Origin of the sequence: Serratia sp. 2C06 (assembly GCF_050037615.1) — a bacterium.
In the GTDB taxonomy this organism is placed as follows: domain Bacteria; phylum Pseudomonadota; class Gammaproteobacteria; order Enterobacterales; family Enterobacteriaceae; genus Serratia; species Serratia ureilytica.
The window spans coordinates 1-24382 of record NZ_CP188298.1; the positions used below are offsets into that span (position 1 = coordinate 1).

30 protein-coding genes are annotated in these 24382 nt (G+C 55.1%); 27 read left to right on the top strand and 3 right to left on the bottom strand.

Annotated features, from left to right (window positions below; translation table 11 throughout):
- Positions 1-2: 2 nt before the first annotated feature.
- Positions 3-473, bottom strand: a complete 471-nt coding sequence (locus ACP3TA_RS00005) for a transglycosylase SLT domain-containing protein (RefSeq protein ID WP_426784258.1) — start codon at positions 471-473, stop codon at positions 3-5.
- 419 nt (positions 474-892) lie between these two features.
- Between ACP3TA_RS00005 and traM the strand changes: the two genes are divergently transcribed.
- The 3 genes from traM (at position 893) to ACP3TA_RS00020 (ending at position 2785) form a co-directional block, all read left to right on the top strand.
- Positions 893-1294, top strand: a complete 402-nt coding sequence (gene traM, locus ACP3TA_RS00010; protein WP_426784259.1) for a conjugal transfer relaxosome DNA-binding protein TraM — start codon at positions 893-895, stop codon at positions 1292-1294.
- Between the two features lie 79 nt (positions 1295-1373).
- The gene (locus ACP3TA_RS00015; RefSeq protein WP_426784260.1) at positions 1374-2036 is read left to right on the top strand and encodes a VUT family protein; all 663 of its coding nucleotides are present in this window, start codon (positions 1374-1376) and stop codon (positions 2034-2036) included.
- Positions 2037-2053: 17 nt separating this feature from the next.
- Complete coding sequence (locus tag ACP3TA_RS00020) at positions 2054-2785, top strand: metallophosphoesterase family protein (protein ID WP_426784261.1); 732 nt, start codon at positions 2054-2056, stop codon at positions 2783-2785.
- Here the strand turns inward: ACP3TA_RS00020 and ACP3TA_RS00025 are convergent.
- Positions 2778-3266, bottom strand: coding sequence for a hypothetical protein (locus tag ACP3TA_RS00025; protein ID WP_426784262.1), 489 nt, complete (start codon positions 3264-3266; stop codon positions 2778-2780). The genes ACP3TA_RS00020 and ACP3TA_RS00025 overlap by 8 nt on opposite strands.
- A 3-nt stretch (positions 3267-3269) precedes the next feature.
- Positions 3270-3923, bottom strand: a complete 654-nt coding sequence (locus ACP3TA_RS00030) for a helix-turn-helix domain-containing protein (RefSeq protein WP_426784263.1) — start codon at positions 3921-3923, stop codon at positions 3270-3272.
- 203 nt (positions 3924-4126) lie between these two features.
- Between ACP3TA_RS00030 and ACP3TA_RS00035 the strand changes: the two genes are divergently transcribed.
- The 24 genes from ACP3TA_RS00035 (at position 4127) to ACP3TA_RS00150 (ending at position 24382) form a co-directional block, all read left to right on the top strand.
- A complete protein-coding gene (locus ACP3TA_RS00035) occupies positions 4127-4324 on the top strand; it encodes a TraY domain-containing protein (RefSeq protein ID WP_099784891.1) in 198 nt (65 codons plus the stop codon).
- 126 nt (positions 4325-4450) lie between these two features.
- Positions 4451-4816: a type IV conjugative transfer system pilin TraA gene (gene traA, locus ACP3TA_RS00040; protein ID WP_099784889.1), complete on the top strand. Its 366-nt coding sequence runs from the start codon at positions 4451-4453 to the stop codon at positions 4814-4816.
- A gap of 9 nt (positions 4817-4825) precedes the next feature.
- Positions 4826-5131, top strand: coding sequence for a type IV conjugative transfer system protein TraL (traL, locus tag ACP3TA_RS00045; RefSeq protein WP_038883523.1), 306 nt, complete (start codon positions 4826-4828; stop codon positions 5129-5131).
- Between the two features lie 9 nt (positions 5132-5140).
- Entirely contained in the window at positions 5141-5707 is a 567-nt protein-coding gene (traE, locus tag ACP3TA_RS00050; RefSeq protein ID WP_426784264.1) for a type IV conjugative transfer system protein TraE, read from the top strand.
- The gene (traK, locus tag ACP3TA_RS00055; RefSeq protein ID WP_426784265.1) at positions 5694-6440 is read left to right on the top strand and encodes a type-F conjugative transfer system secretin TraK; all 747 of its coding nucleotides are present in this window, start codon (positions 5694-5696) and stop codon (positions 6438-6440) included. The genes traE and traK overlap by 14 nt, the downstream gene beginning before the upstream one ends.
- Positions 6427-7818, top strand: a complete 1392-nt coding sequence (gene traB / locus ACP3TA_RS00060; protein ID WP_426784266.1) for an F-type conjugal transfer pilus assembly protein TraB — start codon at positions 6427-6429, stop codon at positions 7816-7818. The genes traK and traB overlap by 14 nt, the downstream gene beginning before the upstream one ends.
- A complete protein-coding gene (locus tag ACP3TA_RS00065) occupies positions 7818-8408 on the top strand; it encodes a hypothetical protein (protein WP_426784267.1) in 591 nt (196 codons plus the stop codon). The genes traB and ACP3TA_RS00065 overlap by 1 nt, the downstream gene beginning before the upstream one ends.
- Complete coding sequence (locus tag ACP3TA_RS00070; RefSeq protein WP_197817291.1) at positions 8405-8623, top strand: GTPase domain-containing protein; 219 nt, start codon at positions 8405-8407, stop codon at positions 8621-8623. Before ACP3TA_RS00065 ends, ACP3TA_RS00070 begins: the two co-directional genes overlap by 4 nt.
- Positions 8620-9159, top strand: a complete 540-nt coding sequence (gene traV / locus ACP3TA_RS00075) for a type IV conjugative transfer system lipoprotein TraV (protein WP_426784268.1) — start codon at positions 8620-8622, stop codon at positions 9157-9159. Before ACP3TA_RS00070 ends, traV begins: the two co-directional genes overlap by 4 nt.
- Positions 9160-9171: 12 nt before the next feature.
- Positions 9172-11802 carry a type IV secretion system protein TraC gene (traC, locus tag ACP3TA_RS00080; RefSeq protein WP_426784269.1) on the top strand — a complete coding sequence of 877 codons (2631 nt, stop codon included), beginning with the start codon at positions 9172-9174 and terminating at the stop codon, positions 11800-11802.
- The gene (trbI, locus tag ACP3TA_RS00085) at positions 11799-12227 is read left to right on the top strand and encodes a type-F conjugative transfer system protein TrbI (RefSeq protein WP_426784270.1); all 429 of its coding nucleotides are present in this window, start codon (positions 11799-11801) and stop codon (positions 12225-12227) included. The genes traC and trbI overlap by 4 nt, the downstream gene beginning before the upstream one ends.
- Complete coding sequence (locus ACP3TA_RS00090; protein ID WP_426784272.1) at positions 12224-12457, top strand: hypothetical protein; 234 nt, start codon at positions 12224-12226, stop codon at positions 12455-12457. Before trbI ends, ACP3TA_RS00090 begins: the two co-directional genes overlap by 4 nt.
- The gene (locus ACP3TA_RS00095; RefSeq protein WP_426784274.1) at positions 12454-13392 is read left to right on the top strand and encodes a DsbA family protein; all 939 of its coding nucleotides are present in this window, start codon (positions 12454-12456) and stop codon (positions 13390-13392) included. The genes ACP3TA_RS00090 and ACP3TA_RS00095 overlap by 4 nt, the downstream gene beginning before the upstream one ends.
- Positions 13392-14027 (top strand): type-F conjugative transfer system protein TraW, encoded by a 636-nt coding sequence (gene traW / locus ACP3TA_RS00100; protein WP_197817287.1) that lies wholly within the window; start codon positions 13392-13394, stop codon positions 14025-14027. The genes ACP3TA_RS00095 and traW overlap by 1 nt, the downstream gene beginning before the upstream one ends.
- Positions 14028-14038: 11 nt before the next feature.
- Positions 14039-14416, top strand: coding sequence for a hypothetical protein (locus ACP3TA_RS00105; RefSeq protein WP_197817286.1), 378 nt, complete (start codon positions 14039-14041; stop codon positions 14414-14416).
- Complete coding sequence (traU, locus tag ACP3TA_RS00110; RefSeq protein WP_197817285.1) at positions 14413-15411, top strand: conjugal transfer pilus assembly protein TraU; 999 nt, start codon at positions 14413-14415, stop codon at positions 15409-15411. The genes ACP3TA_RS00105 and traU overlap by 4 nt, the downstream gene beginning before the upstream one ends.
- Positions 15412-15421: 10 nt before the next feature.
- Positions 15422-16096, top strand: coding sequence for a type-F conjugative transfer system pilin assembly protein TrbC (gene trbC / locus ACP3TA_RS00115; RefSeq protein WP_426784276.1), 675 nt, complete (start codon positions 15422-15424; stop codon positions 16094-16096).
- Complete coding sequence (gene traN / locus ACP3TA_RS00120; protein WP_426784277.1) at positions 16093-17997, top strand: type-F conjugative transfer system mating-pair stabilization protein TraN; 1905 nt, start codon at positions 16093-16095, stop codon at positions 17995-17997. The genes trbC and traN overlap by 4 nt, the downstream gene beginning before the upstream one ends.
- Positions 17998-18038: 41 nt before the next feature.
- Positions 18039-18788, top strand: a complete 750-nt coding sequence (traF, locus tag ACP3TA_RS00125; RefSeq protein ID WP_426784290.1) for a type-F conjugative transfer system pilin assembly protein TraF — start codon at positions 18039-18041, stop codon at positions 18786-18788.
- Positions 18789-18798: 10 nt separating this feature from the next.
- Positions 18799-19113: a type-F conjugative transfer system pilin chaperone TraQ gene (locus ACP3TA_RS00130; protein WP_426784278.1), complete on the top strand. Its 315-nt coding sequence runs from the start codon at positions 18799-18801 to the stop codon at positions 19111-19113.
- Positions 19114-19117: 4 nt separating this feature from the next.
- Positions 19118-19651, top strand: a complete 534-nt coding sequence (trbB, locus tag ACP3TA_RS00135) for a type-F conjugative transfer system pilin assembly thiol-disulfide isomerase TrbB (protein WP_426784291.1) — start codon at positions 19118-19120, stop codon at positions 19649-19651.
- Positions 19648-21018, top strand: a complete 1371-nt coding sequence (gene traH / locus ACP3TA_RS00140) for a conjugal transfer pilus assembly protein TraH (protein ID WP_426784279.1) — start codon at positions 19648-19650, stop codon at positions 21016-21018. The genes trbB and traH overlap by 4 nt, the downstream gene beginning before the upstream one ends.
- Entirely contained in the window at positions 21018-23852 is a 2835-nt protein-coding gene (gene traG, locus ACP3TA_RS00145) for a conjugal transfer mating-pair stabilization protein TraG (protein ID WP_426784280.1), read from the top strand. The genes traH and traG overlap by 1 nt, the downstream gene beginning before the upstream one ends.
- The gene (locus tag ACP3TA_RS00150; RefSeq protein WP_426784281.1) at positions 23849-24382 is read left to right on the top strand and encodes a hypothetical protein; all 534 of its coding nucleotides are present in this window, start codon (positions 23849-23851) and stop codon (positions 24380-24382) included. The genes traG and ACP3TA_RS00150 overlap by 4 nt, the downstream gene beginning before the upstream one ends.

A 24382-nucleotide genomic window follows, 5' to 3' on the forward strand; every position in this document is an offset into this window, starting at 1 on the left:
AACTACGGGTTCTGAACGTGGAGGGGTTGCTGCTTGCTGGATTTTATCGCCCGGTAGGTTTTCTCGATTTTGCTTGCATACTTGTAACGTCGTTGCGCCTGCTTAGGCGAATCTTTAAATCCTGCATTATAAGCGCCCACTGCCTGCCAGGTCGCTCCCCACTTCTTAAAGGCAATCGCGAGATAATAAGCACCGGTGTAGATGTTCATGCACGGATCTTGCTTCAGGTGCCGTTCTGAAACCCCTATCGATGAGAGCGAGTTAAAGTGCTGGGAGTCAATTTGCATTAACCCCACGCCGTACCCTGTTGTAGGATTTTGGCCGATAGCCACGGGATTAAAACGTGACTCGTTCCATGAAATAGCACGTAGCAGATCCGGGTCGATGTGATAATCCCGACCCGCCATGTCAAAACAATCAGCCATAGTGGCCGTTGAACTGAATAGCATTAATGCTGCGATGAGGTTCTTCATGGTTTCCTTAAAATCCCTAGACCTGGTGAAAATCTAGCCTTTTCGGGATCTCGAGTCAACAAATTCGCGCTCTTTGGGGTAACAGCATCACACCCCACGCAAAATTGTATTTTGCAGAATTATTCATTAAAAACATGTGGTTATATTCTTTAAATGATTGTTGTACTTTTATATTGCAAGAAGATAGAGTCGTGTGAGACTCTAACTAGAGTCGTTATTCGAGTTCATACTCGACTCTATATAGAGTTATCACTAAATTTCATATAGATAAGCGGACTCGACCCTAGAGGCGAGTTGTGTGTTTTTGCTTTCCTAGCTATCATTAGACTCGCAATTAGAGTCGGATTTGATTCGTGCAGGCCAACTCAAAATACATACAGATTATCTGTCAGCTAATAATGTCATGGAGTAAAAATTATATGGCAAGAATTCAAGCATATGTCAGCAAGGAGGCGGTTGAAAAGATTCACGCGATTGTTGAACAGCGCCGTCAAGAAGGGGCTGCTGAAACAGAAGTAAGTACATCTAGTGTTATTTCTATGCTTCTTGAACTCGGTCTCAGAGTCTATGAAGCACAGATGGAAAGAAAAGATGACCCGTTTAATCAGACTGAGTTTAACAAAACTCTTTTGGAAAATGTATTGAAAACTCAACTTGCAATGGCAAAGGTTCTTGGTGCAAGTACTCTAGCTCCACATGTTGCAGATAAACCAAAACTCAATAACTACCAGCAAATTATTTCAGAAATAAAAGACTCGGTTCAAGAAGATTTGCAACGGTTCTTTTTGGTTAACGACAACTTTGAACATGGTGATGATTGAAGCTGGTTTTTAGTGTGATTTTAAATATTTCCATTATAGTCAAAGTGAAAGTGATGTTTAATTTAATAAAGGAGTGTGTATGCAAGGAAATCTAAAACTATATGGCTTTTTTGTTGGGCTAACTGTTACCATAATGATTACATGTGATACCTTGGTTTACAAGGTTCTCGATGTGTATGGTTTCAAAATAACTGCAAGTGGTATTGTATTTTCGTTGTGTTTTTTAATATCAACACTCCTAACAGAGGTGTATGGCTATAAGTTGTCTGTAAGAGCTATTTGGATAATGGTTATATGTCAAAGCTTATATGTTTTGATTCTTAATGTAGCTGCTATTATACAACCTGAAGAGAATGCTATTGCAAGTGGTTATTATTTTCTATATCACGAGTTCTGGAGGGTTATGATTGGGACTTGGGTGTCTGTACCAGTATCATATTTTGTTAACGGATTTATTATATCGAAAATGAAAATAGTGTTTTCTGGAAAGTACTTTTTTGTGAGATATATCGTAGGTTCTATGACTACGCAAGCAGCTTTATTGCTAACAGCTTATCCAATTAGTCTATCCGGCAAGTACACATTCATGGATTTAGTAAATATCATCAGTACAACATGGTCATATAAAGTCGTTGTCTCAATAATCTTGTTACCCCTTGCTATATATTTGGTCGGTATTGTAAAAAGAATTGAAAAAACCGACCACTATGATTGGGGTGCATCTTACAACCCGTTCAAGTAATAGCAGAAGGATTTGCCATGAGAATTATACAAATCACTGATACACACATTTATTCTGAAGGGAATAAGATTGGGTTAAAACACCTTTCTAATCTGAGATGTATTATTGACTTTATTGAGTCAAATCTTGATCGGATTAACGCAGATTTAATCATGGTTACTGGGGATGTATCTCATGATGGTGGAGAGGCGTCTTACGAGAAGTTTTTTAAAGCGATGAGTCATGTTTCTTTACCTGTCTATGTTATACCTGGAAATCATGATAACAAACAGAGGTTGCGTTATGTTTCCGAGAAATATGATTGTGGTTTAAATGTTAATTCATTTTGTAATAAGGACTGGCGTATACTGAGTGTCGATTCTGTTGTGGATAATGAGGATTATGGTTTTATAAAAAATAATGATTTGGTTAATTTTGAAAAGGAAATTTTAGCAAGTCAAAGTAAAAGAATTGCAGTATTCTTACATCATCATCCTATTCAAGTTGGCACTCCGATTGTAGATGATTGTATGTTGATGAACGCATCTGAATTTCTTGATGTTTGCCAGCGTTTGAATGTTGCCTTTATTGGTTCAGGACATGCTCATACACTGTTTCAACGTAAGATTGGAGATGCCCTGGTGTCAGTTTCTCCAGCTGCGTGTTCTCAATGGAATAATGGAACTAGAGAGGTTTCCTTCATTGATAATAGCGCGTTTAGTGTAGTTAACCTTAGTGAACATGTGCATGTAGCACCTTGGTTTATTTGATTAATGTAAGTTTTGTTTTTTTAGGTTTTATTTTTAAGATTTGATTTTTTGATTGGGCAGAGAGCTCTCTGCCTTCTTTTATTCCTGTATAAAATGCAATTTTTGTTGCATCTAATGAATCGGTTTTATCAACGATATCTCTGTTTCTCACAAACTCTATGCCTGAAATTGATATTGAGTTAATCCCATTCCTTAGAGTCCAAGTACAGTTTCTTTTTTCTTCCAATATTGTATATTTTCTTGATTCCATTTTAATCTTTGATTCGGTTTCTGCTATATGAGCTATGTCTTTCGGATTGACATGCCTTAAAAAATCTCCCTCAACTAGTTGATTCCAACTTTTTTTTACAAACGTATGTGTTCCGAACTCTTTGAACAGCCAATATCCATCCGAAGTCCTTTCAACACTGTGATCTAATGTGTATATATAACATGGAGTAAATATCTTCTTAATAAACATAGTGATTTTGTATAATTCCATATTTTACTTCATCCTCTTTACTGTTTTCAATAACACCCCGACGATTGTGTAGTCACTATAAGACTTGGCTACGTTGTCTGATTCAAACGATATATTTGTAAATTGTAAGCTTCCATCTGAAACGAAAACTCTTCTCAAGCATATTGGGTAATTCTTTAATTTAACTAAAACAATATCGCCATCGCAATATTGTTCTTTTAAGGATATTACGCAATATGTGCCACGATCTAATTCTGGGGAGAGAGAGTTGTTTGTTATTTCAACAGCGAAAAGCGAATCATCTTCAATATTATCAACTTCTGTTGTGTATGTGCCTGTTGATTTGATCTTATTTGCTAGATATCTCTCAATATCACTATAGGTTATAAGGGGGATTGATTTTACATTTTGACTAACTTCTCCAGTAACTCTCAAGTCGTTATCTGTAAGGTCACCTACTTTAACGTTGAAATAATCTCCAATGGAGGTAAGAGTCGATATCGTTGGATTACCAACTCCCTTTCTAAGATTGTTGATGGTTGCTATACCGATCCCTGTCTCGATACTTAGCCGATTGGCGTCAACACCATGCAAACGCATGAGGTAAGTAAGGTTTTCGCCTATCATTTTCAATGACATATGATTTTCTTCTGATGTTTTAATGTGTTTTTGTTGCATTATAATGTTTTCTGCCTATACTTTAATGTGTGCGGAGTGTGATCAAGTAGCGTTGGTCCACTCTCAGTGTAGTACTGACTGTTTTACTGCATCCACTGTTTGTGACGTTCTTATGACTATTGTTGTAAGTGTAAGATGTAACAGGGATTTTTTGTCTTATGATGGCTTTTCATCCTCGTTAACTAACATAACTTACGGTTTTTATGGAAAAATCTCAATCGGAACATGAGTACAGTTCTGTTTCTATCACCCTTCAGCTTGGTCCTGATGTGAATGAACTGCTAACGCATGCTGCAAATAGGTCTGGGAGAACAAAACGTCAGGAGGCTCTTTTGAGGCTCACAGACCATCTTCAGCAAGTCCGAGATATAGCCACCCAGGGCAAGAGTTTTAAATTTTAACCAATTAATATCTGAATTTAATAAGGAGGCTAACTACAAATATCAAATCAAACTTTAGATAAACAGACCAAATCTGGATATTAAAACATATCCATACGTGATTTTTATTTTATAGGAAATTTAATAATGAATGCTTCATTAAGCGCTCAGGGGCCTTCTGTTGCCCAACGTCAGGGTTTTTCACTGCGGCAGTTGTTTTCTCGTCAACGCGTTGTGAATTTCCTCAAACTCGTTCTGCCTTTTGCCGTTCTGACCGCGTTATTCCCGCAGCTGGCGTTGGCTGCCGGGGCTTCCGGTGACTTGCTTAAAACAGGTGACGATACCGTTAAGCAGACCGCCGGCAGCGGCTCCACCATGTACAAGTGGATCATCCTCGGTGAGGTCGTGACCGGGCTGTGCCTCTATGTCTTCACGCACAGCTTCAAGTTCCTGTTCGGCTTCATCATCCTGTCCATCATCGGCAACGTCGGCATGAAGGTCGCCGGCTACTGAGGAGGCATTATGTCGGGAGACGATATCAATCTTTACCGTTTCCCGAAAACACTGAACAACCAGGGCCGCTGGTTTGGTTTAACCCCTGACGAATTAATTCCCATTGTGCTTTCTGCCTGCTGGTTCTTTTGGCAGGGCAAACAGATTGCGGGGATTATCGTGGCGGCACTGGTTTATCTGGCAATACGCAAAGTTAAAAAAGGGAAGGGCAGCGTCTGGTTGCGCGATTTGGCGTACTGGTATCTGCCCACCTTTATGTTGCGTGACCTTTATAAAAAAGTGCCGCCTTCGTGTTTTCGGCAATGGATTAAATAGGGTGAGGGAATGAAACATTCAGCCAGACTTAATTCCAACAGGATTATCGCCCTGAGTTTCGTGTTACTCGGTGTGCTGTTATTCCTGAGCATTGTTTCTATCGTCATTCTCTCCGTGACCAATTACAAACTACAGGGCGATCGTCAGGTCGTCGCCGTACCCATGTTGTTCAAGGCACCGTTTGCGATTTCAGAGAACAGTATGGACGCCGGCTATCTCGAGCAGATGGCGCTGAGCTTTGTCTCACTGCGTCTCAACGTCTCCCCTGAGACGGTTGATGCCTCGCATCAATTTCTGCTGACGATGGTCAAGCCCGCTTCGCAGAAGGAACTCAAGCTGACGCTGGCCAAGGAGGCCAACCAAATCAAGAAGAATGACGTTAATGCGGCGTTCTTTAAAACCGGAGTTCGCGTCTATCCCGCCGAAGGCCGCGTCGACATCCTCGGTGAACTCAAAACCTGGTTCGGCGACAGCAAGCCGGACTCGGTGCTCAAGCATTACGCCCTCTATATCGACAGAACTGACGGCGTGACCTGGCTGGCCAAATTTGTCGAGGTATCTGATGAAAACAAATAATCCCGTCCTCGGGTGGCTGATTGCCGGCGCGCTGACCGCTGCCGGCACCGCACAGGCCGGCACGGTGCTGGCGCCGGTCACCATTCCTCTGCAAAACGGCAGTCAGGCGGCCGTTGCGCTGAGTAACAGTGAACCCAACCTGTTCAACGTCCCCGGTGACAGCGTGCTGGCGGTGTCCGGCGTGGACGAAAACCTGGTGCGGTATGAACCTACCGCCAACGGCGGGCTGGTGCTCAGCACGCTCAACAAAAAGCCCTTCACCTTCGTCATCGAAACCGAGCGCGGGATGAATTTCTCCATTCGTGCAGTCCCACGCGCCGGCGGTGGCCGCACGTTCCAGCTGGTCAGTGGTGATCGTGGCGTGTCCGAACCGGCACGCATTTGGGAACAGTCACAGCCCTATGAATCGATGCTGGTCGACCTCAACCGCTCACTGATGGAAGGGCGGTTGCCGGTAGGTTATGGTCGGGTGCCTGTGACCGCCGAGCAGCTGGCAGCGCCTTACGGCCTGCGTGCCGAGGCTGCCCAGGTCTGGAAAGGCCACAACCTCAAGGTGGTGCGCTTTACCGTCAGTAATCCCGGCACGTCACCGCGCTGGGTGAACGAGCACGATTTCTGGGCGGCGGGAGTGCGGGCGGTGATGTTCGACACGCCAACCCGCCAGATTGTTGCCGGCGGTCGTGCAGGTGTTTGGATCACTTTCTCCGGGGAGGCAGCCGATGGCCAACATTAATGTCATCGTCAAACGCAAACAGTTCCTGTGGGCTGGCGGCGTTGCGCTGGCGCTTGCCGCGGCCGTTGGCGTGGGCTGGTACGTCTCGCAGGACAGTGAGAGTGAACCGACGCAGGCCAGCGAACCGGCCCCTGACATGACCGGGGTGGTGGACAACACCTTCGGCGAGCGGGCGACCGAAAACGCCATCACGCAAACCCAGGTGGCGCAGGCCGAAATCAACAAGCAGTTCTCCTCGCTGCGTCAGGAGATCGACATGCTGAGTAAGGCGCACCAGGAAGACCAGAAGCGCATCAGCATGCTGGAAGACGAAAACCGCAAACTCAATAACCAGACAGGTGGCGACGGGACCCCAACACCAGGGAGCACCACGCCCGGCGCCACCGCCATTCCCCCTCTTGCTGCCGGTGTGACGCCGGAAGGCGAGCCGATGCCGTCGGCCTTCCCTCCGGCTCCCGGCGGCCCGGTGCCACCGCCAACCGCCTTCTATCCGGGGCGCGGCGCGGTTCCTCCGCCGGTCGTGGACTACACGCCTGTCCCGGTGCCGGGCCAACTGTATCGCAAGGTGCTACGCCCAAAAGACGCCGGCAAGCCAAAGAAAAAGTACCCCTACATCCCGACCGGCAGCTTCGCTAAATCCATCCTGATTGAGGGGGCGGATGCCAACGCCTCGGTGACCGGGAACACGGCCACGGTGCCGATGCAGGTACGGTTGACCGGCCGGATCGAGATGCCGAACAGCAAGACCTACGACGCGACCGGCTGCTTTATCAGCATGGAGGCCTACGGTGACGTCTCCAGCGAACGCGCCATCGTGCGCACCCGCAAAATCAGCTGCATCCGCGGTGACGACATAATCGATCAGGACATCGACGGTCACGTTTCCTTTATGGGCAAGAACGGCGTCAAGGGTGAGGTGGTGATGCGTAACGGCAAAATCCTCGGCTTTGCCTGGGGCGCCGGGTTCCTTGATGGGTTAGGTGAAGGTGCCGGCCGGGCAGCACAGCCGACCGTTGGCCTGGGCGCAACGGCCAGCATGGGCGCCGGCGACATTGCCAAATCGGCCCTCGGTGGGGGGGCCAGCAAGGCGGCGTCGACCCTCAGCGATTACTACATCAAGCGCGCCGAACAGTATCACCCGGTTATTCCGATCGGCGCCGGTAACGAAGTCACGGTGGTGTTCCAGGAAGGCTTCCAGATGAAAACCATCGAGGAAGTGGCGGAGGAAAAAGAGAGCCGGCAGCAGGCGCAGACCGACGGGGGCGATCAGTCTAAGTCCGGGCAGAACCTGAACGGCTTCAACACCGATCAGATGCTGAATCACCTCGGCAAGGTTGATCCAGCGCAGTTCGGTATTGGTACAGGGAGTGGCCAGTGATGGACATAAAAGAGCAGAAGTCCACGTTGAAGGCGCTATTGCATCTGTCCGAAGTTTATTCGCGGTTTGGAAACATTCCACATTTCAGCGCCGTGGGCTGGTTGGTGATGGGGGCTGTCATCGCGGTGGTGGAGTGGTTTTGGTTTTTACTGGGCGGTGGGTTGCTCTCTGGGATGCTGATATTTGCTCTGATTTTAATTGTGCATTGGGAGCTTACCCGATTCACCCGCGCCTCTGTCTTGCAGGAAATATCGCGGTTGTTGGCGCGTTATCCAGCCCGGCTGCAATACGAATACCAGTCGTTACTCCAGGATATTGGCGCGGGGACACCAGAACCTCCAGCGGCGATAAGCGGCTTTCACGACAGAGTCCTTATTCAAATGTGGGGCTGTAAGTTAAGAGATTGGGCTTATGAGGAATATGCCCTGTTGGGACATGGATGTACGCAGAACTTACATGACGCTATGGGGCAGTCGAATGAGGCTCATTCCGATGCCGCAAACACGCTTCTTGAGAATACCCACCACAAGGTGGTGGCATTTCGCAAACCTGGACCCGTTCAACAGGACGATAAGGAGACAGACCGATGAATAACAATGACAAACCCACTATCAAGCATTTCGATGACTTTCCCTTTACGGGAGGCGCTTCTGCAGAAATCGGGAACCTCGTCGTCTGCGGCCGAACCAGTGTGGGGAAAACGACGCTGATGCAGTCCATCGTGGGTAAATACAGCGCGGATGCCGTGCGGCAGGGCATTGCTATTGCACCGACACCACCTTCTAAGGATGAGACCAAATCATGAAATCACTGCTTTTATTCCCCGTTGTGGGTGGCGTGCTGCTGCTGGCCGGTTGTGCCGGCGTCAGCAGCGAGTTCGGCTGTAACGCCACCACCTCCGACAGCTGCATGACGATGGAGCAGGCCAACGAGAAAGCCAAGTCACTGGAAGAGGACGGCGGAGCAAAGCCGGCTGCGGCCGCATTGCCTCGCCTGGCTGACGGCGACTTTGCGGCGATTGGTCGGGATACCGGCCCGGTGCCGGTTGCGGTCGGCAGTTCGTCACGCTTGCTGCCACGGCAGGGGGCAGCCTCCCCGGCACCAATGATGCCGACGTATCCGGCGATCGCTGCGCCGGCCTCCATCGTGACGACCGTCAGCACCTGCACGTTGCCACGCTGCGCCGGTGTTGGCAGCACCCGACCGGTTCGCCAGGCCGAACAGACGGCGCAGCTGTGGATCGCGCCCTGGATTGACAGCCAGGACGTCTATCACCAGCCGGGCAAGGTGCTGTTCGTGGTTAAACCGGCCGGCTGGGGCAAACCCCAGTCCGTGTATTGACAGGAGCCCTTCATGAATTTGCTCGACAAGGTCACCCATACGGCTAACAGCCTGCTGTCGGCGCTCAAAATGCCCGATGCGTCCAGTCAGGCCAACCAGCTGCTCGGCGATATGCGTTTCCCGCAGCTGAGCAGCCTGTTGCCTTATCGTGATTACGACGAAAGCTCGGGGTTGTTCATCAATGACGGCTCTATCGGTTTCATGCTGGAAGTGCAGCCGCTGACCGGCGCCAGTCCGACCGAGGTGCTGGCCATCGAGAGCCTGCTGCGTACCAAACTGCCGCGCGGCGTACCGCTGTCTATCCATCTGATGTCCAGCAAGCGCGTGGGTGACCACATCGAGTCCGGCCTGCGTGATTTCTCCTGGTCGGGACGGGATGCCGACAAGTTCAATGCCATCACCCGCGCCTTTTACCTGACGGCGGCGGAAAACCGGTTTGCGCTGCCCCTCGGTGTCGATATTCCGTTGACCCTGCGTAATTACCGGGTGTTTATCTCGATGTGCATCAAGGCCAGGCGCAATAACAAGGCCGCCTTTTTACAGATGGAGAACCTGGTGAAGGTGCTGCGTGCGTCACTGATGGGCGCCAAGATACCTTCCTGGCCGGTTGATGCCGGCGCCTTTATCAACGTGGTCGGCGAGATGATCAACCACGACCCCGATCAGTTGTATGACACGAAACGCACGCTCGACCCCTATCAGGATTTGAACTTTCAGTGCATCGACAACGGCTTCGGTATGAACGTTTACCCTGACTGCCTCAAGATAAACTTGCGCAGTGCGGGCCGTGAGAACGAGAGCGTGGCACGGGTGATGAATTTCCAGCTGGAAAAGAACCCAGATATGGCATTTTTGTGGGCCAGTGCCGACAACTACGGCAACCTGCTGAACCCCGAGTTGTCGATCGCGTGCCCGTTCATCATCACGCTGACGATGGTGGTCGAAGAGCAGGAGAAGAACCAGTTCGAGGCCAACCGCAAATACCTCGACCTGGAGAAAAAATCCCGCACATCCTATGCCAAGGTGTTCCCGAACGTGGTGGCGGAAGCCAAAGAGTGGGGGGAGCTGCGCGAGGCGCTGTCGTCCAATCAGACGGCGCTGGCCTCTTACTTCTACAACGTCACGGTATTTTGCGAAGACAACGAAAACGTGGCGCTGCGCTGTGAGCAGGATGTCATCAACACCTACCGCAAAAACGGTATCGACCTGATCGCCCCACGGTTCAAGCAGCACTGGAATTTCCTGGCCTGCCTGCCGTTCATGGCCCATCACGGTGTGCTGGATGACCTGCGCAAACACGGCGCCGTGCACCGGGCCAAGACGCTGAACGTGGTCAATCTGATGCCGGTGGTAGCCGACAACCGTCTGGCACCGTCCGGCCTGCTGGCCCCCACCTACCGCAACCAGCTGGCGTTTATCGATATCTACGCCAAAGGTATGAAAAACCCCAACTACAACATGGCGGTGTGCGGGACGTCCGGCGCCGGTAAAACCGGACTTATTCAGCCGATGATCCGCAGCGTGATCGACGCCGGTGGTGTGGCCTGGGTGTTTGATATGGGCGCCGGCTACAAATCGCTTTGCGAGAACATGGGCGGCGTTTATATCGATGCTGAGTCGCTCAAGTTCAATCCCTTTGCCAACATCGTCAACATTAATGAAAGCGCGGAACGCCTGCGCGATCAGCTGTCGGTGATGGCCAGCCCGGACGGCAACCTGGATGAAGTCTCCGAGTCCCTGCTGCTGATGGCAGCGAAAGCGGCCTGGCTGTCCAAGGGGCGTTCGGCGCGCATCGATGACGTGGTGGATTTTCTGAAAGAAGCCATGGATGCCGAGGAGTACCGCCAGTCACCGCCGATCCGCACACGTATTCATGAGATGACCATCCTGCTCGACAAGTACACCCGAGGGGGCATTCATGGCGAGTTCTTCAACTCGGACGAACCGACGCTGCATGATGACGCCCGCATGGTGGTGCTGGAGATGGGGAGTCTGGAAGACCGGCCCGATCTGCTGGTCGCCGTGATGTTCTCCCTCATCATCTTTATCGAAGGTCGGATGTATCAGACGTCGCGTAAGACCAAAAAGCTCTGCGTCATCGACGAGGGCTGGCGCCTGCTGGACTTTGAGAACAAGAAGGTCGGCAAGTTCATCGAGAAAGGCTACCGCGTGGCCCGTAAACACGGCGGTGCCTACATCACCATCACGCAGAACATCAAAGACTTTGACTCCGAAGAGGCATCGAGCGCGGCGCGGGCTGCCTGGGCCAACTCGGCGTACAAAGTCATCCTGATGCAGGAGGCGATGGCGTTCAAAAACTACAACCAGGAGTACCCGAACAATTTCAGTCAGTTGGAACAGGACGTTATCAATCGCTTCGACGATGCGGTGGCGCAGGGCTTCAGCTCGTTCCTGTTGATGGTGAATGGGCGCAGTTCCTGGCACCGGCTGTTTGTCGACCCACTCAGCCGCGCCCTGTATTCGTCGCGCGGGGAAGACTTTGAGTTTATCCAGAGCCGGCGCGCGCAGGGAATGTCGGTGCACGATGCCGTTTACGCGCTGGCCTGCCAGGAGTTTGGAGACGAGATGGCGCGACTGGAGCAGTGGGTCGCGCGGCAGGCTAACCGGAGGATGGCGGCATGACAGGCACTGAACTGCAGGTGATTGAGCAGGGGAGCGCGGGCGGACAACGGTCAGACCGCCGGCTGGCGCTATGGGGCTGCGGCGCGGTGGTTCTGGCCGTGCTGCTGAGCAGCCTGGTGGCGCTGTGGCTGGTGCAGCGCCAGCCGGTGATTGTCACCTTCAACATGAAGCAGACCATGGAAGCGTTCTACGAGAGCGCCGGGAAAAAGGCCCTGCCCCCGGAACAAAGCAAACAGCTGGCAGAACGGTTTACCGGTGCGCTGGAAGCCAGTATCACGCACTACCAGCAGCGCAACAACGTGATCATTCTGGTCTCGCCGGCGGTGGTGGGCGGGGCAAAAGACGTGACGCGCGAACTGCAGCGGGATATTGCCCGTCGCATGCAGGGGAATGCTGCCGTGCGTCAGGAAGGAGGCCATCCATGAACCTGAGTGTTGGCGCCAGGCTGCTGGTTCTTGGCGTGGTCGTGGTGTGCTGGGCGGCGCTGTACTGGCCAAAAGATAACGACGCACGCCAAAACGCGTTTGTTGACGTGGCTCGCGAGTACCTCCTGGCACACCCGGAGGAACTGGCGCCGATGTGCAAGACATTAGAAATACGGCAGCAGGGGAACATGAATAACCCCGCTAATGCAGTGAAAGGAGTTCAACCATGAATCGAAATCTCCGAGATAGGGTGTTTTTGCTGGCGGTTATTGCTCTATTCCCTGTGGCTGCCGCCATTGTTGCCCTTCAATTCTTACCGGCGAAGAACAAGCAGCCAGAGGCCGCGACGTCGACGCCCCCCCAAGTTCACTGGGAGACACCTCGACTGCGTGGCATCGATTATCCGCCGACGTTACCGTCCGTTAACGCCTTGCCCGAGCCGAGTCCGGTGTTTACTCCGGCGCAGCAGGAGGCCATCGGCCCGCTTGCCCGCGATTACCTGCTGGCGCACCCGGAAATCCTGATGCAGATGAGCGAGAAGCTGGAGGCGCAGCAGCAACGGGCAGCCGATCGCACGGTGCAAACCACGTTGACCACGCAGCCGGAACTGCAGGCAGCGTTATTGCACAATCCGGCGACGCCGGTTGTGCATCCTGACGGGGCTGTGACCGTGGTGCAGTTCTTCGACTATCAGTGCATCTGGTGCGCGCGTATGGCGCCGGTTGTGGCTGAGTTTGTACGGGACAATCCCGATGTGCGTTTCGTGTTCAAGGAATTCCCCATTTTCGGCAGTCGCTGGCCGATGTCGGTGCAGGCGGCACGTACCGGCCTGACGCTGTGGCAACTCAAGGGCGGTGAGGCCTATCTGACCTACCACAATGCGGTGTTTGCCTCCGGTGAGAACGAAGGTCGGTTGTCGCAACCTACGCTTAATGCGGCACTCCTGGCGGCCGGCGCCGCGCCGATGACCGTACTGCCCGAGACGGAGAAATCGCTGCTGGCCACACGTGAACTGGCCCAGCAGCTGAATATCAGCGGCACCCCCGCCTTTATTGTTATGCCGACCCGTGATGCGCGGGCGGAGCAGGTGACGCCGCTGTACGGCGCCGTGGATGTGAAGGCGTTGCAGTCTGCGGTCGCACAGGCAAAAGCAGGAGGCCACTGATGCGCGTTGTCTGCCTGGTGTTCTCCTTATCACTGCTGCCTTGCATGGCGGTGGCCAAAGACTTCGGCACCTGGGGCGACCTGTACCCGGTCGCCGAGCCGGACATGCTGCAGACCATTCACGAACGGCTGACCGAATTGCAGCGCAGCGGCCGTTGGGATGAGGAAATGACGGCGTTCAAAGAGCGCACCGTGAAGCACAGCCAGCGGCCTGAGCCGGTCGCCGGCATCGGCAAGACCGAACGCTATGCCGAACGCTTCTTCGATCCGAGCGTGCAGCTCTCTTCTGACCTGAAAGACGACAAGGGGCGAGTCTTTGCCCGCAAGGGCGACGTTATCAACCCGCTGGCCACCGTGCCGTTCGCGCAGACGCTGTATTTCATCGACGGCGACGATCCGCAGCAGGTTGCCTGGATGAAGGCGCAGCAGACAGAGACCCTGATGGTGAAGATCATTTTGGTCAACGGCGACGTTCCCAAAACCTCTGCCGCGCTGGACAGCCGTATCTACTTCGATCAGGGAGGGGCGCTGTCGCGCCGGTTCGGGCTGACGACGGTGCCGGCGCGCATCACGGCGGCGCCGAGCGGCCTGCGGCTGCGCATCGAATCCATTCCTGCCGCCGGCAGCGCGAACTGAAGGGGACCAGTATGTTTGTGACACGTAAACGTTTTATTGCGACCGAGAATCAGCTGCAGAGCTGTCGCCAATTGCTGGCCGCGCGCCACGGCGAGTTGATGGCCATCCGCCAGGCGGCGTCGGCAAACGGTGGGATCTACAAATGCATTCTGGAGTGCCGTGAAGTGGCTCACGAGCTGCGTGAGCAGTTGCCTGCCGATCAGGACGGTCACAGCCCTTATTTGTTCGACAAGCTGGCGCTTATCGACAGTCTGCTGGGCACCCTGGCTGCGTTATTACCGCCGCAGGATGAGGCACGTCCCACCGCTCGGATGGTTGCCGCCGGTGATGTGCAAGAGATTTACCGGGGAACGCAGTGGGCGACGCATTGCCAGGAGCGTCGCGCATGACCAGGTGCTGGCTCTCGGCGTTGCTGGTCGTGGCAGGACTGTTTTCTGCACCGTCACAGGCGGCGGATGCGGCCTGTCAGGGGCGCTTTGTCAACCCGATCACCGATATCTGCTGGCGCTGCATCTTCCCGCTCTCGATCGGGAGCATTCCGGTCGGGAAAGGGGATTTGCCGGATACCAGCAACCCGGGCAGCCCTATCCAGTTCTGCCCCATGCCGCCCCCGATTTTTCAGCGTATCGGGATGGCGATGGGGTACTGGGAGCCGATGGCCATGACTGACGTGACCCGTTCGCCGGGCTGCATGGTCAATCTGGGGGGCTTCAGTATCAACCTCGGCAAGATTGGCACCGGCACCGGCGGCAGCAGTGGCAAGGGGGACGTGACTACCGCGTTCTATCACGTCCATTGGTACAAGTACCCGCTGACCTACTGGCTGAACATCATCACTTCCGCGGGCTGCCTGCAGGGCGGGGACATGGACATCGCCTACCTGTCGGAAATCGACCCGACCTGGGTCGACAGCAGCCTGACCACCATTCTCAATCCGGAAGCCGTGGTCTTTGCCAACCCGCTGGCGCAGGGCGCCTGCGCGGCCGACGCCATTGCCAGCGGCTTCCATCTGCCGATCGACGCATTGTTCTGGTGCGCCGGCAGTCAGGGTTCGATGTACCCGTTCAACGGCTGGGTGGCCAAGGAAATCAGCCCGCTGCAGTCGTCGGTGCTGGTCTCGGAAAAGATGGCGTTCAAACTGCACCGCCAGGGGCAAATCATGGAATCCATCGGCAAAGACCGGGCGGTCTGCTTCGAATACCCGTCGCCGATCATGCCGAAAGAGCGCTGGCGTTATCAGATGGTGAACATGTACCCGGACAGCGCCCGCTGTCACCCGATGGGGCGCAGCGTGATGCGCTGGGAGGTGGGCCACAACTCGCCGGCCAGCAAGAAGAACTTCGGCTACGTCATGTGGCGCAAGCGCAACTGCGTCTTTTTATAAGGAGAAAGTCATGACGACATACAGCAAGGCGACAGGGCTGCTGACAGTGCTCCTGATGGGGGCAACCGTACCGATGATCGCTGTCGGGCAAACGGCGGCAGATCCTGTTGCTACCGCACAGCAGCAGGCGACCGTCCAGGTGGACAGCAACCGGGCATGGCTGCGCGAGCAGGAAAAGCGCTCGGCTGACCTGCACCGAAACACCCCGGTGCCGGAGTTCCTGCGTAATCAGCCTCCGCGTTCACTGGCGCAGGACGACCAGTCCTTTATTGACCAGCTGGCAGCGAAGCAGCGCCAGGATGCCGCCGAACAACCGGCCGAGGGGGCGCTGTACTTCGTGTCCTTCGCTATTCCCGAAGAGGGCATGCGCCGCATGCTGCAGGAGGCGCGTCGATTCGGCATTCCTGCCACGTTGCGCGGCATGGTGAATGGCGACATGCGCGAAACGGTGCAGCGGGTGCAAAAACTGGTGGAAGCCGGCGGCATCGACGGCGTGCAAATCGACCCGCAGCCCTACAGCCAGTTCGGCATCACCGCCGTGCCGGCGTTGGTCGTGCGCTGCGCGGCCGGGTTCGATGTAGTGCGCGGCAACCTGCTGATGGCGCAGGCGCTGAAGAAGGTCGCCAAAGACGGCGATTGTGCCGCTACCGCGCAGGCGCTGCTGGACAAGGAGAGCGGAAAATGACCCACCTGGTGAAGTCTCTGCCCGGACTGCTGGCAACACATGCCCTGGTGCTGGGGACGTTTATCTTCGCCACCGGCGATTGCCGGGCGGAAGGCGATGACGTGTTCCAGACCGGTAGCGAGTTTGCCAAACAGATCGCCGGGCAGGGCACGGGGACGCTGCAGAACACCAATCCGGCCAACGTGCTGCCGAACTACACCGATAACCCGAAAGAAAAAGGCTATTACGGCGGCGTCACAGCCGGGGATGCCAACACCCTCAAGACCGACGGCGGCACCGCCTGGGGTCAGACCGAGGTCGGGCAGGCGGTGACCGATTCGGTGCTCAAGAACCCCAAGGAGCCGATTTCTCACGATGCGCCCTTTATTCAGGCTGGCAAGGAGATTGAAGGCAAGGCCGAGAGCATCGTCGGCAAGACCGGCCCGGACTGCAAGGCCGAACAGGTAACCCGCAGTGAGTTCACCCGGCATGTGTGCGAGCGTGATACGGCGGTGATGCGTACCTGCGAACGCGCCACCGACATCGGTGGCCACTATGAGACCCGTTATGAAGACCGTAACGCGCACATCGACAAATCGATGATCCGTTGGTGGAAAGAGGGCAACCGCATTCACGGCACCTTTACGGCGCCGTTTACCGGCAAGCTCACTACGGGGTCGATATACCTCGAACTGCAGGACGATCTGCACAGCTATGGCGTGCCGCTGGCCTTTTCACTGCTGGGGAATGAGGTGCGCTATGGCCGTCAGGACTGGGGCAGTCGGCCGCTGAACGTCGGTAACGTCACGCTCACGCAGGGTCAGCAGGTCGATATATTCCTCACGATGGACCCCGGTGGCCACCTGGATACCTTTCTGGATGCGATGGTCAGGCAGCTGAGCGGCGGCGGGGGCGGCTCGCCGATGGTGTTCTACGTGAAGTTCGACGGCAGTTCGTCGGTGCAGGTCTGGGTGCCGACCACGTCGACGCCGGCCGACTGTCCACTGGCGCAGGAGGCCGGGGCGGTGAAGGTCAATACCGTCTGCAGTGAGCCGGGCGGTGAACGTTCGGTCACGGTAAACGGTCAGACCTACCCGGTATGGGCCAGCTGCTGGCGCTTTACCGATACCTATCGGTTGCAGGAGGCCGGCCAGGGGAGCTGCGAAGCCTATGCCAACAATCCGGCCTGTACCCTCGCCACGCACGGCTGCGCCTTCACCGATGAAGATGGCCAATGCCTGCACGAGAACGTGACCTACTCCTGCGAAACCCGCACCACCGGTAACGTGATGCTGTGCGGTGGCCAGATGTACTGCCTGGACGGGGAGTGTGACAAGGCGCAGAAGGGCACCAAGGGTAACGACTTTGCGCACGCCGTTTCCGAGCTGGCTGCGGTGGCGGCCGCCGGCAAGGACGTGGCGGCGCTGAACGGTATCGATGTGCGCGCTTTCACCGGTAAGGGTCAGTCCTGCCGCAAGGCGTTTGCCGGTTTCAGCGACTGCTGCAAGGACTCCGGGTGGGGTAACAGCGTCGGGTTGGCGCACTGCGACAGCGAAGAGAAGGCGCTGGGCAAGGCGAAAGAAAACAAATTGACCGTCAGCGTCGGCGAATACTGCAGCAAGAAAGTGCTGGGTGTCTGCCTGCAGAAGAAGCGCAGCTACTGCCAGTTCGACAGCAAGCTGGCGCAGATTGTTCAGCAGCAGGGGCGCGCGTGGCAGCTGGGTATCGGTTTTGGCGGCGCCAAATCACCGGACTGCCGGGGCATTACCGTGGACGAGCTGCAGCGCATCAACTTCGACCAGCTGGACTTTGCCAATTTCTACGAAGACCTGATGAAGAACCAGAAAGTGCCGGAAGACGCGGCACTGCTGGAGAAGGTTAAGCAGCAAATCGCACAACGTATGCAGGAGGCAGCCAAGTGAAAACGCGCGGGACTTCAAATGTCAATTTGGCGGCACGCGGGTTGGCCAACCGCAGGGCGGCAGCGCTGTTGGGCCTGAGCCTGCTGGGTGCGGCGTTCACCGCGCAGGCCGGCGGCTGGCAGTGGTATGAGCGGGAGGCCAAACCTGCTGACGAAGACATGCCACCGCCGCCGACGGTATCGGTCGCACCGGCCGGCGCACTGGAAAAGCTGCAGCTGCTGCAGCAATCGCTCAAGGAGAAGCTGGCGGACGCGATCCTGTACCCCAGCACAGAGAACTTTGTGAAGTTCTTCCAGATGCAAAACTACTTCACCCAGCAAGCGGGGCTGTTCGAGCGCTCCGCGCAGCGGGCGTTCTTGGCGCACCCGGAGCTGGACTACAACCTGAAGCACAGCCACTACAACGGCACGGTGAAAAGCCAGCTGGCGGCCGACTTTGCAGCGCAGCGCGAGGCCATCGGCCAGTTGGCGCAGCGTTATGGCGTGATGCTGTTTTATCGCGGCGCCGAGCCGATCGACGGTCAGCTGGTCAGCGTGGTGAAGGGTTTTCGGGACAGCTACGGGCTGTCGGTGGTGCCGGTGACCGTCGACGGGGTTGTTAATCCGGCTATGCCGGAGAGCCGCCGCGATGCGGGGCAGGCGCAGCGGCTCGGCGTCAGTCACTTCCCGGCTCTGATGCTGGTTGATCCGCGCAGCGGGGCGGTCAAGCCGCTGGCCTACGGCTTTATCAGTCAGGACGACCTGGCGCGGCAATTCCGCGACGTGTTGACCGATTTCAAACCGAACTATTAAAGGAACGTGGATGCGTAAATTTAAATTTCCCCAGATTGACGTTGCCGGCATGTGGATGGTCGGGTTGGGGCTGTGGTGCAACATGATAGCGGGCTGCGTCTGGTCTTTGCCGGATTTTGCCTGGGGACTGGCCAAGCTGTTGGCCGTCAGCCTGGTGATTATTGGCGGCTATCGCATTCTGGATGCGATAGCGACCCGTGTGGCGGATGAGCGCCTGGCCCCCGAGAAGGCGGCCTATCGTGCGCAGCATGGCAAAGGAGAAAGCATTGATGCAACGTGCACGGATGAACCTGTTCAGGAGGACCCCCATGCCCCCACGCACTGAACGAATGATGATGACGTTAGTGGTGCTGCTCGGCCTTGGCATGTCGACGGCCAACGCGAGCACGCGCGATGAGATTGCTCAGCTGCAGCAATCAGCGCAGCAGCGGGCACAGGCGGGAACGGCGGCCGATAGCCGTGCCGCCGCCCCTCAACCGGCACGGTGGCTGACGCTTAGCAACGGGGCGCGCGTCAACCTCAATGACTGGACGGTGGTGCTGTTCATGCAAGGGCACTGCGGCTATTGCCAGAAGTTCGATCCGTTACTCAAGGCGATGTCGGAACAGCACGGCTTCCCGCTGTTTGTCTACACCTTCGACGGGCAGGGCGACCAGACGTTTCCTGAAGCCATCCCGGCACCGCCGGACGTGATGCGTACCTTCTTCCCCGGCCTGCCGGTAGCCTCGCCGACGACGTTTTTGGTGAATGTACATACGCTGGCGACGTACCCGCTTATCCAGGGGGCGGCGGATGAAGCCGGCTTTATGGCGCGGCTCGACACGGTGTTGCAGGACGCGACCATGCGGGGAGGTACACGATGAAATGCAGGTTGACACAGCTGTGCTGTGGCGTGGTGATCGGGTTGTTTGTCGGCGCCGCTTCGGCCGACATGAACAGCGACATGAACCACTTTTTCGACAAACTGGGATTTGAATCCAACACCACCATGCCGGGCGTCTGGCAGGGGCAGGCCGCCGGTTATGCCTCCGGCGGCTCCATCTATGCGCGCACCGGGGTGCGTCAGGTACAGCTGGTATCGATGACGTTGCCGGATATCAATGCCGGCTGCGGCGGTATCGATGCCTACCTGGGATCGTTCAGCTTTATCAATGGCGAACAGCTGCAGCGCTTTACCAAACAAATCATGTCGAACGCCGCCGGCTACTTCTTTGACCTTGCGCTGCAGACTACGGTGCCGGAGCTGAAGGATGCCAAGGACTTCATCCAGAAGATGGCCAGCGACATCAACAGCATGAACATGAGCAGCTGTCAGGCCGCTCAGGGTATTGTCGGCGGGCTGTTCCCGCGCACCCAGGTCTCGCAGCAGAAGGTCTGTCAGGATATCGCCGGGCAGTCGAACATCTTCGCCGACTGGGCGGCATCCCGTCAGGGTTGTACGGTGGGCGGGCAGGGCGAATCGGTGCGCGACCGTGCCGGGGAGAAGGACAAGGAACGCGTCTCCAAAAACATCAACATCATGTGGGATGCGCTTTCCAAAAATCAGATGTTCAGCGGCAACAAGGAGCTGAAAGAGTTTGTGATGACGCTGACCGGCTCACTGGTGTTTGGCGCCAACGGCGAAATTACCCCACTGGCGCCGAAAACCACCGACCAGAGCATTATCCGGGCGCTGATGGAAGGCGGCACGGCGCGCATCTATCACTGCAATGACAGCGACAAGTGCCTGAAAGTGGTGGCCGACAGCAGCGTCACCATTAGCCCGGAACGGGCACTTAAGGGTCAAATTCTCAACATGCTGACCAGCATCAAGAGCAAGGCGCGGGACGATGTGCCGCTGACCGAAAAGGAAAAGGGGCTGATTTCCGGCACGCATGTGCCGTTGCTGACCTACCTGGTCGACCCGCAGATGCTGGGTGTCGATAACTCGCTGGTCTACAGTCTGGCGGATTACGTCGGCTACGACATCATGCTGCAGTACCTGCAAGAGCTGATGAGCGGCGCCCGCGCCATGCTGGCGGTGGGCAACTACCCGGAGGCGACGATGGAGCAAATCAACAGCAACTTCACTCAGGCCAACCAGCTGCTGGCCTCGCTGCAGTCCCGGGTGCAGGTGCAGACCGATGCGCTGCTGGTTGTTGACCAGCAGATGCGTTACATGCGCCAGCAGGTGTCGGCACGCATGCTGACGCGTTATCAGGATAATTATCGCTTCGGGGGAGGTCAATAATGGCAGCAGAAATCTACGTTATCGGTGGCGGTGACTGGATGCGCGAGACCCTCAATGCGGTAGCGGCGTTCCTGCATTCCGACAGCTGGTACTACATACGTCATGTGGGCACACTGGCCGGCCTCTATGTCCTGATGGTGCAGTGGATACGCACGCACGACATCATGCATATCCTGACCTGGATTTTTGTGTTGATAGGCGTTGCCATAGTAGTGAGCAGTGGACCGCGGGTGCAGGTCGTCGATATCACCAACCCGCGGGACGTCTATGTCGTCGATAATGTGCCGCTGGGCATCACCCTGCCGGCATCGCTGTTTACCCAATTCGGCATGCTAATGGTGCGAGGCTATGAGGTGGTATTCAGTCAGCCGGATGTGGCGACCTACAGTCAGACCGGCATGCTGTTCGGCGCTTCTTTAATGGCGCGCAGCACCGACTTTACCGCGCAAAACCCGGAGCTGACCGACCTGTTTGCCGATTACGTGCAGAACTGCGTGATTGGCGACATCCTGCTAAACCGCAAATACAGCCTGAATGAGCTGATGAACTCGGCTGATCCGTACACGCTCATCTTCAGCAAGCCGAGCCCGCTGCGCGGCCTGTTTGGCAAGGACGGCAAGTTCATGACCTGCGAGCAGGCGGCTGCGCCGCTCAAGAACATGCTGGGTCTGGAAGGGCAGACCGGCAGCCCGACCTGGCATTACTATGCCCGTCAGCTGTTCGGCGGCAAACCGGATGCCGACCTGCTGTTCGGCCAACTGCTGGGCAACAGCTACCAGTATTTTTACCAGAACAAGAACTCGGCCTCCGACATCATCAAGCAAAATGTGGTGATGAACGGCCTGCGCAGCGGAATACTCAGCTACGCCTCGCGCAGTAACGACACCGCCGGCATGCTCAATATCGCTACCACCTCGGCGCTGGAGAAACAGCGGCTGTCGCAGGCCACCATGGGCCAGGTGGCGATGCGCATGTTGCCGACCCTGCATGTGGTGATGATGGGGATCATGATGGGCGTATTCCCAATGATTATCCTTGTGGGGCTGGTCAATCAGGGCTGGCAGGTATTCAAGGGCTACGTGTTCGCCTGGCTGTGGCTGATGAGCTGGCCGTTGCTGTACGCCATCCTCAACAGTGCCATGACCTTCTACGCCCGCAAGATGGGCAGCCCGGTGGTGCTGGCCAACCTGTCGGTGGTGCAGCTGAACTACTCAGACATCGCCACCACGGCGGGGTATATCTCGATGTTTATCCCGTTCATCTCCTGGTATATCGCCATTGGTCTGGGCAACGCACTGAACAGCATCGGCCACTCGTTCAACAACGCGGCGGCCGGCGCCAGCAGTGCGGCAGCGAGCACCACGACGGACGCCAACTACAGCTTCAACAACATGCAGTCGGATAACGTCACCGGCAGCACCTGGGATACCAACAGCGTGGTGCGCACCGGGCAGATGACCAAACAGCTGGGCACCGGCGGCAGCCAGACCCGGACCGCCGACGGCAGCCAGGTGTTCGATGCTACCGGCTCGACGTCGCGCATTCCGGTAGATATTGGCGTGACGCGCCAAATCTCGACGGCGCAGCAGCAGATGGCGCGTGAAGCGGAGAGCCAGGCAGAAACGGCGATGCACGGCTTCAACAGCAACATCAGCAGCGCCTGGACGCAACTGTCGCAGTTCACCGGCCAGCGTGGCAGTAGCGATACGATGACCAGCGGCGCCGATACGGCGCAGAACAGCCAGTCCAGTATCGCCGCCCACAAAATGGCGAGCGCGGTGGAAAGTTATGCCAATGCCAATAATGTCAGCAAAGAACAAGCGACACAGGCGTTGGCGTCGCGGTCGATGGACGTTTCTGGTGGAGGAGAAGTGCGAGGCGGTCTTAGAGGTAGTTACGGACTTAAAGTCCTGGGTAATGGTGTAACAGCAGAAGGTTATGCAGGGCTATCTGCAGGCTTTAAAGGTACTGACCATGATGCGCATTCAGCAAGCAGTGGTACGCGGGCAAGTCAGGATGCGCGTCACGATCAGAGTGCTCAGGCTGTGGCCGACTTTAAGGAGGGGATGGATTATCTGACTAGCCAGCGCACCAGCCAGTCCGGTAGTCATACGGATAACAATGCAGACTCGCTTGTCGATCAGCTGTCTGCATCGTTGTCCGGGGCCAAGAGCAGTTACGAGCAGTACAGCAGCGCGCATACCCGCAGTCATGAACTGTCCGAGCAGGCTTCCCGTACCGAAAGTCTCAGCGCCGATATGCGTGAAAACCTGAGCCAGCAGTTTGCGCAGTATGTGATGCAGCGGTCGCCCGATGAGGCCGGAAATATTTTGACCGGGCATTCATCTGAGGCAGTGTCTGCGCGTCAGCAACTGGCCCGCGAGTTTGTACGTGACCAGGTGGCGCCGCAGGTGGATGCGCAATATCAGGCCAATCGCGAAGGTCTGGGGGCGACGATGGGCTCCGCAGGAGGCGGCGGTAATGCCGGCGACATCACTGGCGACCATCAACGCCATCAACTTGCGGTAGACGAAAGAACCGCAGCCGCCGGCATCAAGAGTAACGTAGGCGAGCAGGTTAATAGCATGGCTGAAAATAACCAAGCAGCCCAACAAAAAGCTCAGTCTGATATTAATAGTCAACAGAATATTGTCGAAGGGCAGAGAAATGCCCTGCAAAAAAATCACTCAGCGGAACAAGCTGAAAAAGATAAAATTTATAATCTTGAAAAGGAAAGCCAGAAGGGTATTCCAGGTGCGAGCAGTCAAGATGAAATGATGGAAAAAGCAAAAATTATGCAAGATAAATTCAATAAGGAACGGGGTGGAAAATGAAAATAAAACATAAGACGATACAAGAAGAAGCAAAGAGACTTAAGTCCATTTTTGACGCAGGGGATGTCGAAATTCCTTCATTTTGGCACTGCGCATGGCCGGGACTGCTTCTTGTTGCATGGTTAGTTATGTGGCCATTGATTGCTTTCGGAATACTTAGCGAACCATCTGAAGGGATTGTAATAGCTATTGGATTCGGCGGTTTTCTTGGTTTTTTGGTTGCCATAGCTATTTTTAATACTAGAAGTCTATATCTTTCCATTCCGTCAGGTTTTAGAAACGAATCGAAAGTGTTTGCTCTGGTTAGAAATAAGATTAAATACTACTTAATGACGTTCGTAGTCGTAAATTTCTTAGTAGGTTGCTTTGCTGAAAGCAGTAAAGCAGGTTCTTTCTTGTATACGTTCGTGACCATAGCTGCGATGGTTATTCTGGCATTTATATTTGCAGCCGACATCGGCCGTTATCGCCTGTCCGCATTTACCTCGGTGCTGGAACTCCTTAAATCCCGTAAGCAGGGAGGGGAGTAA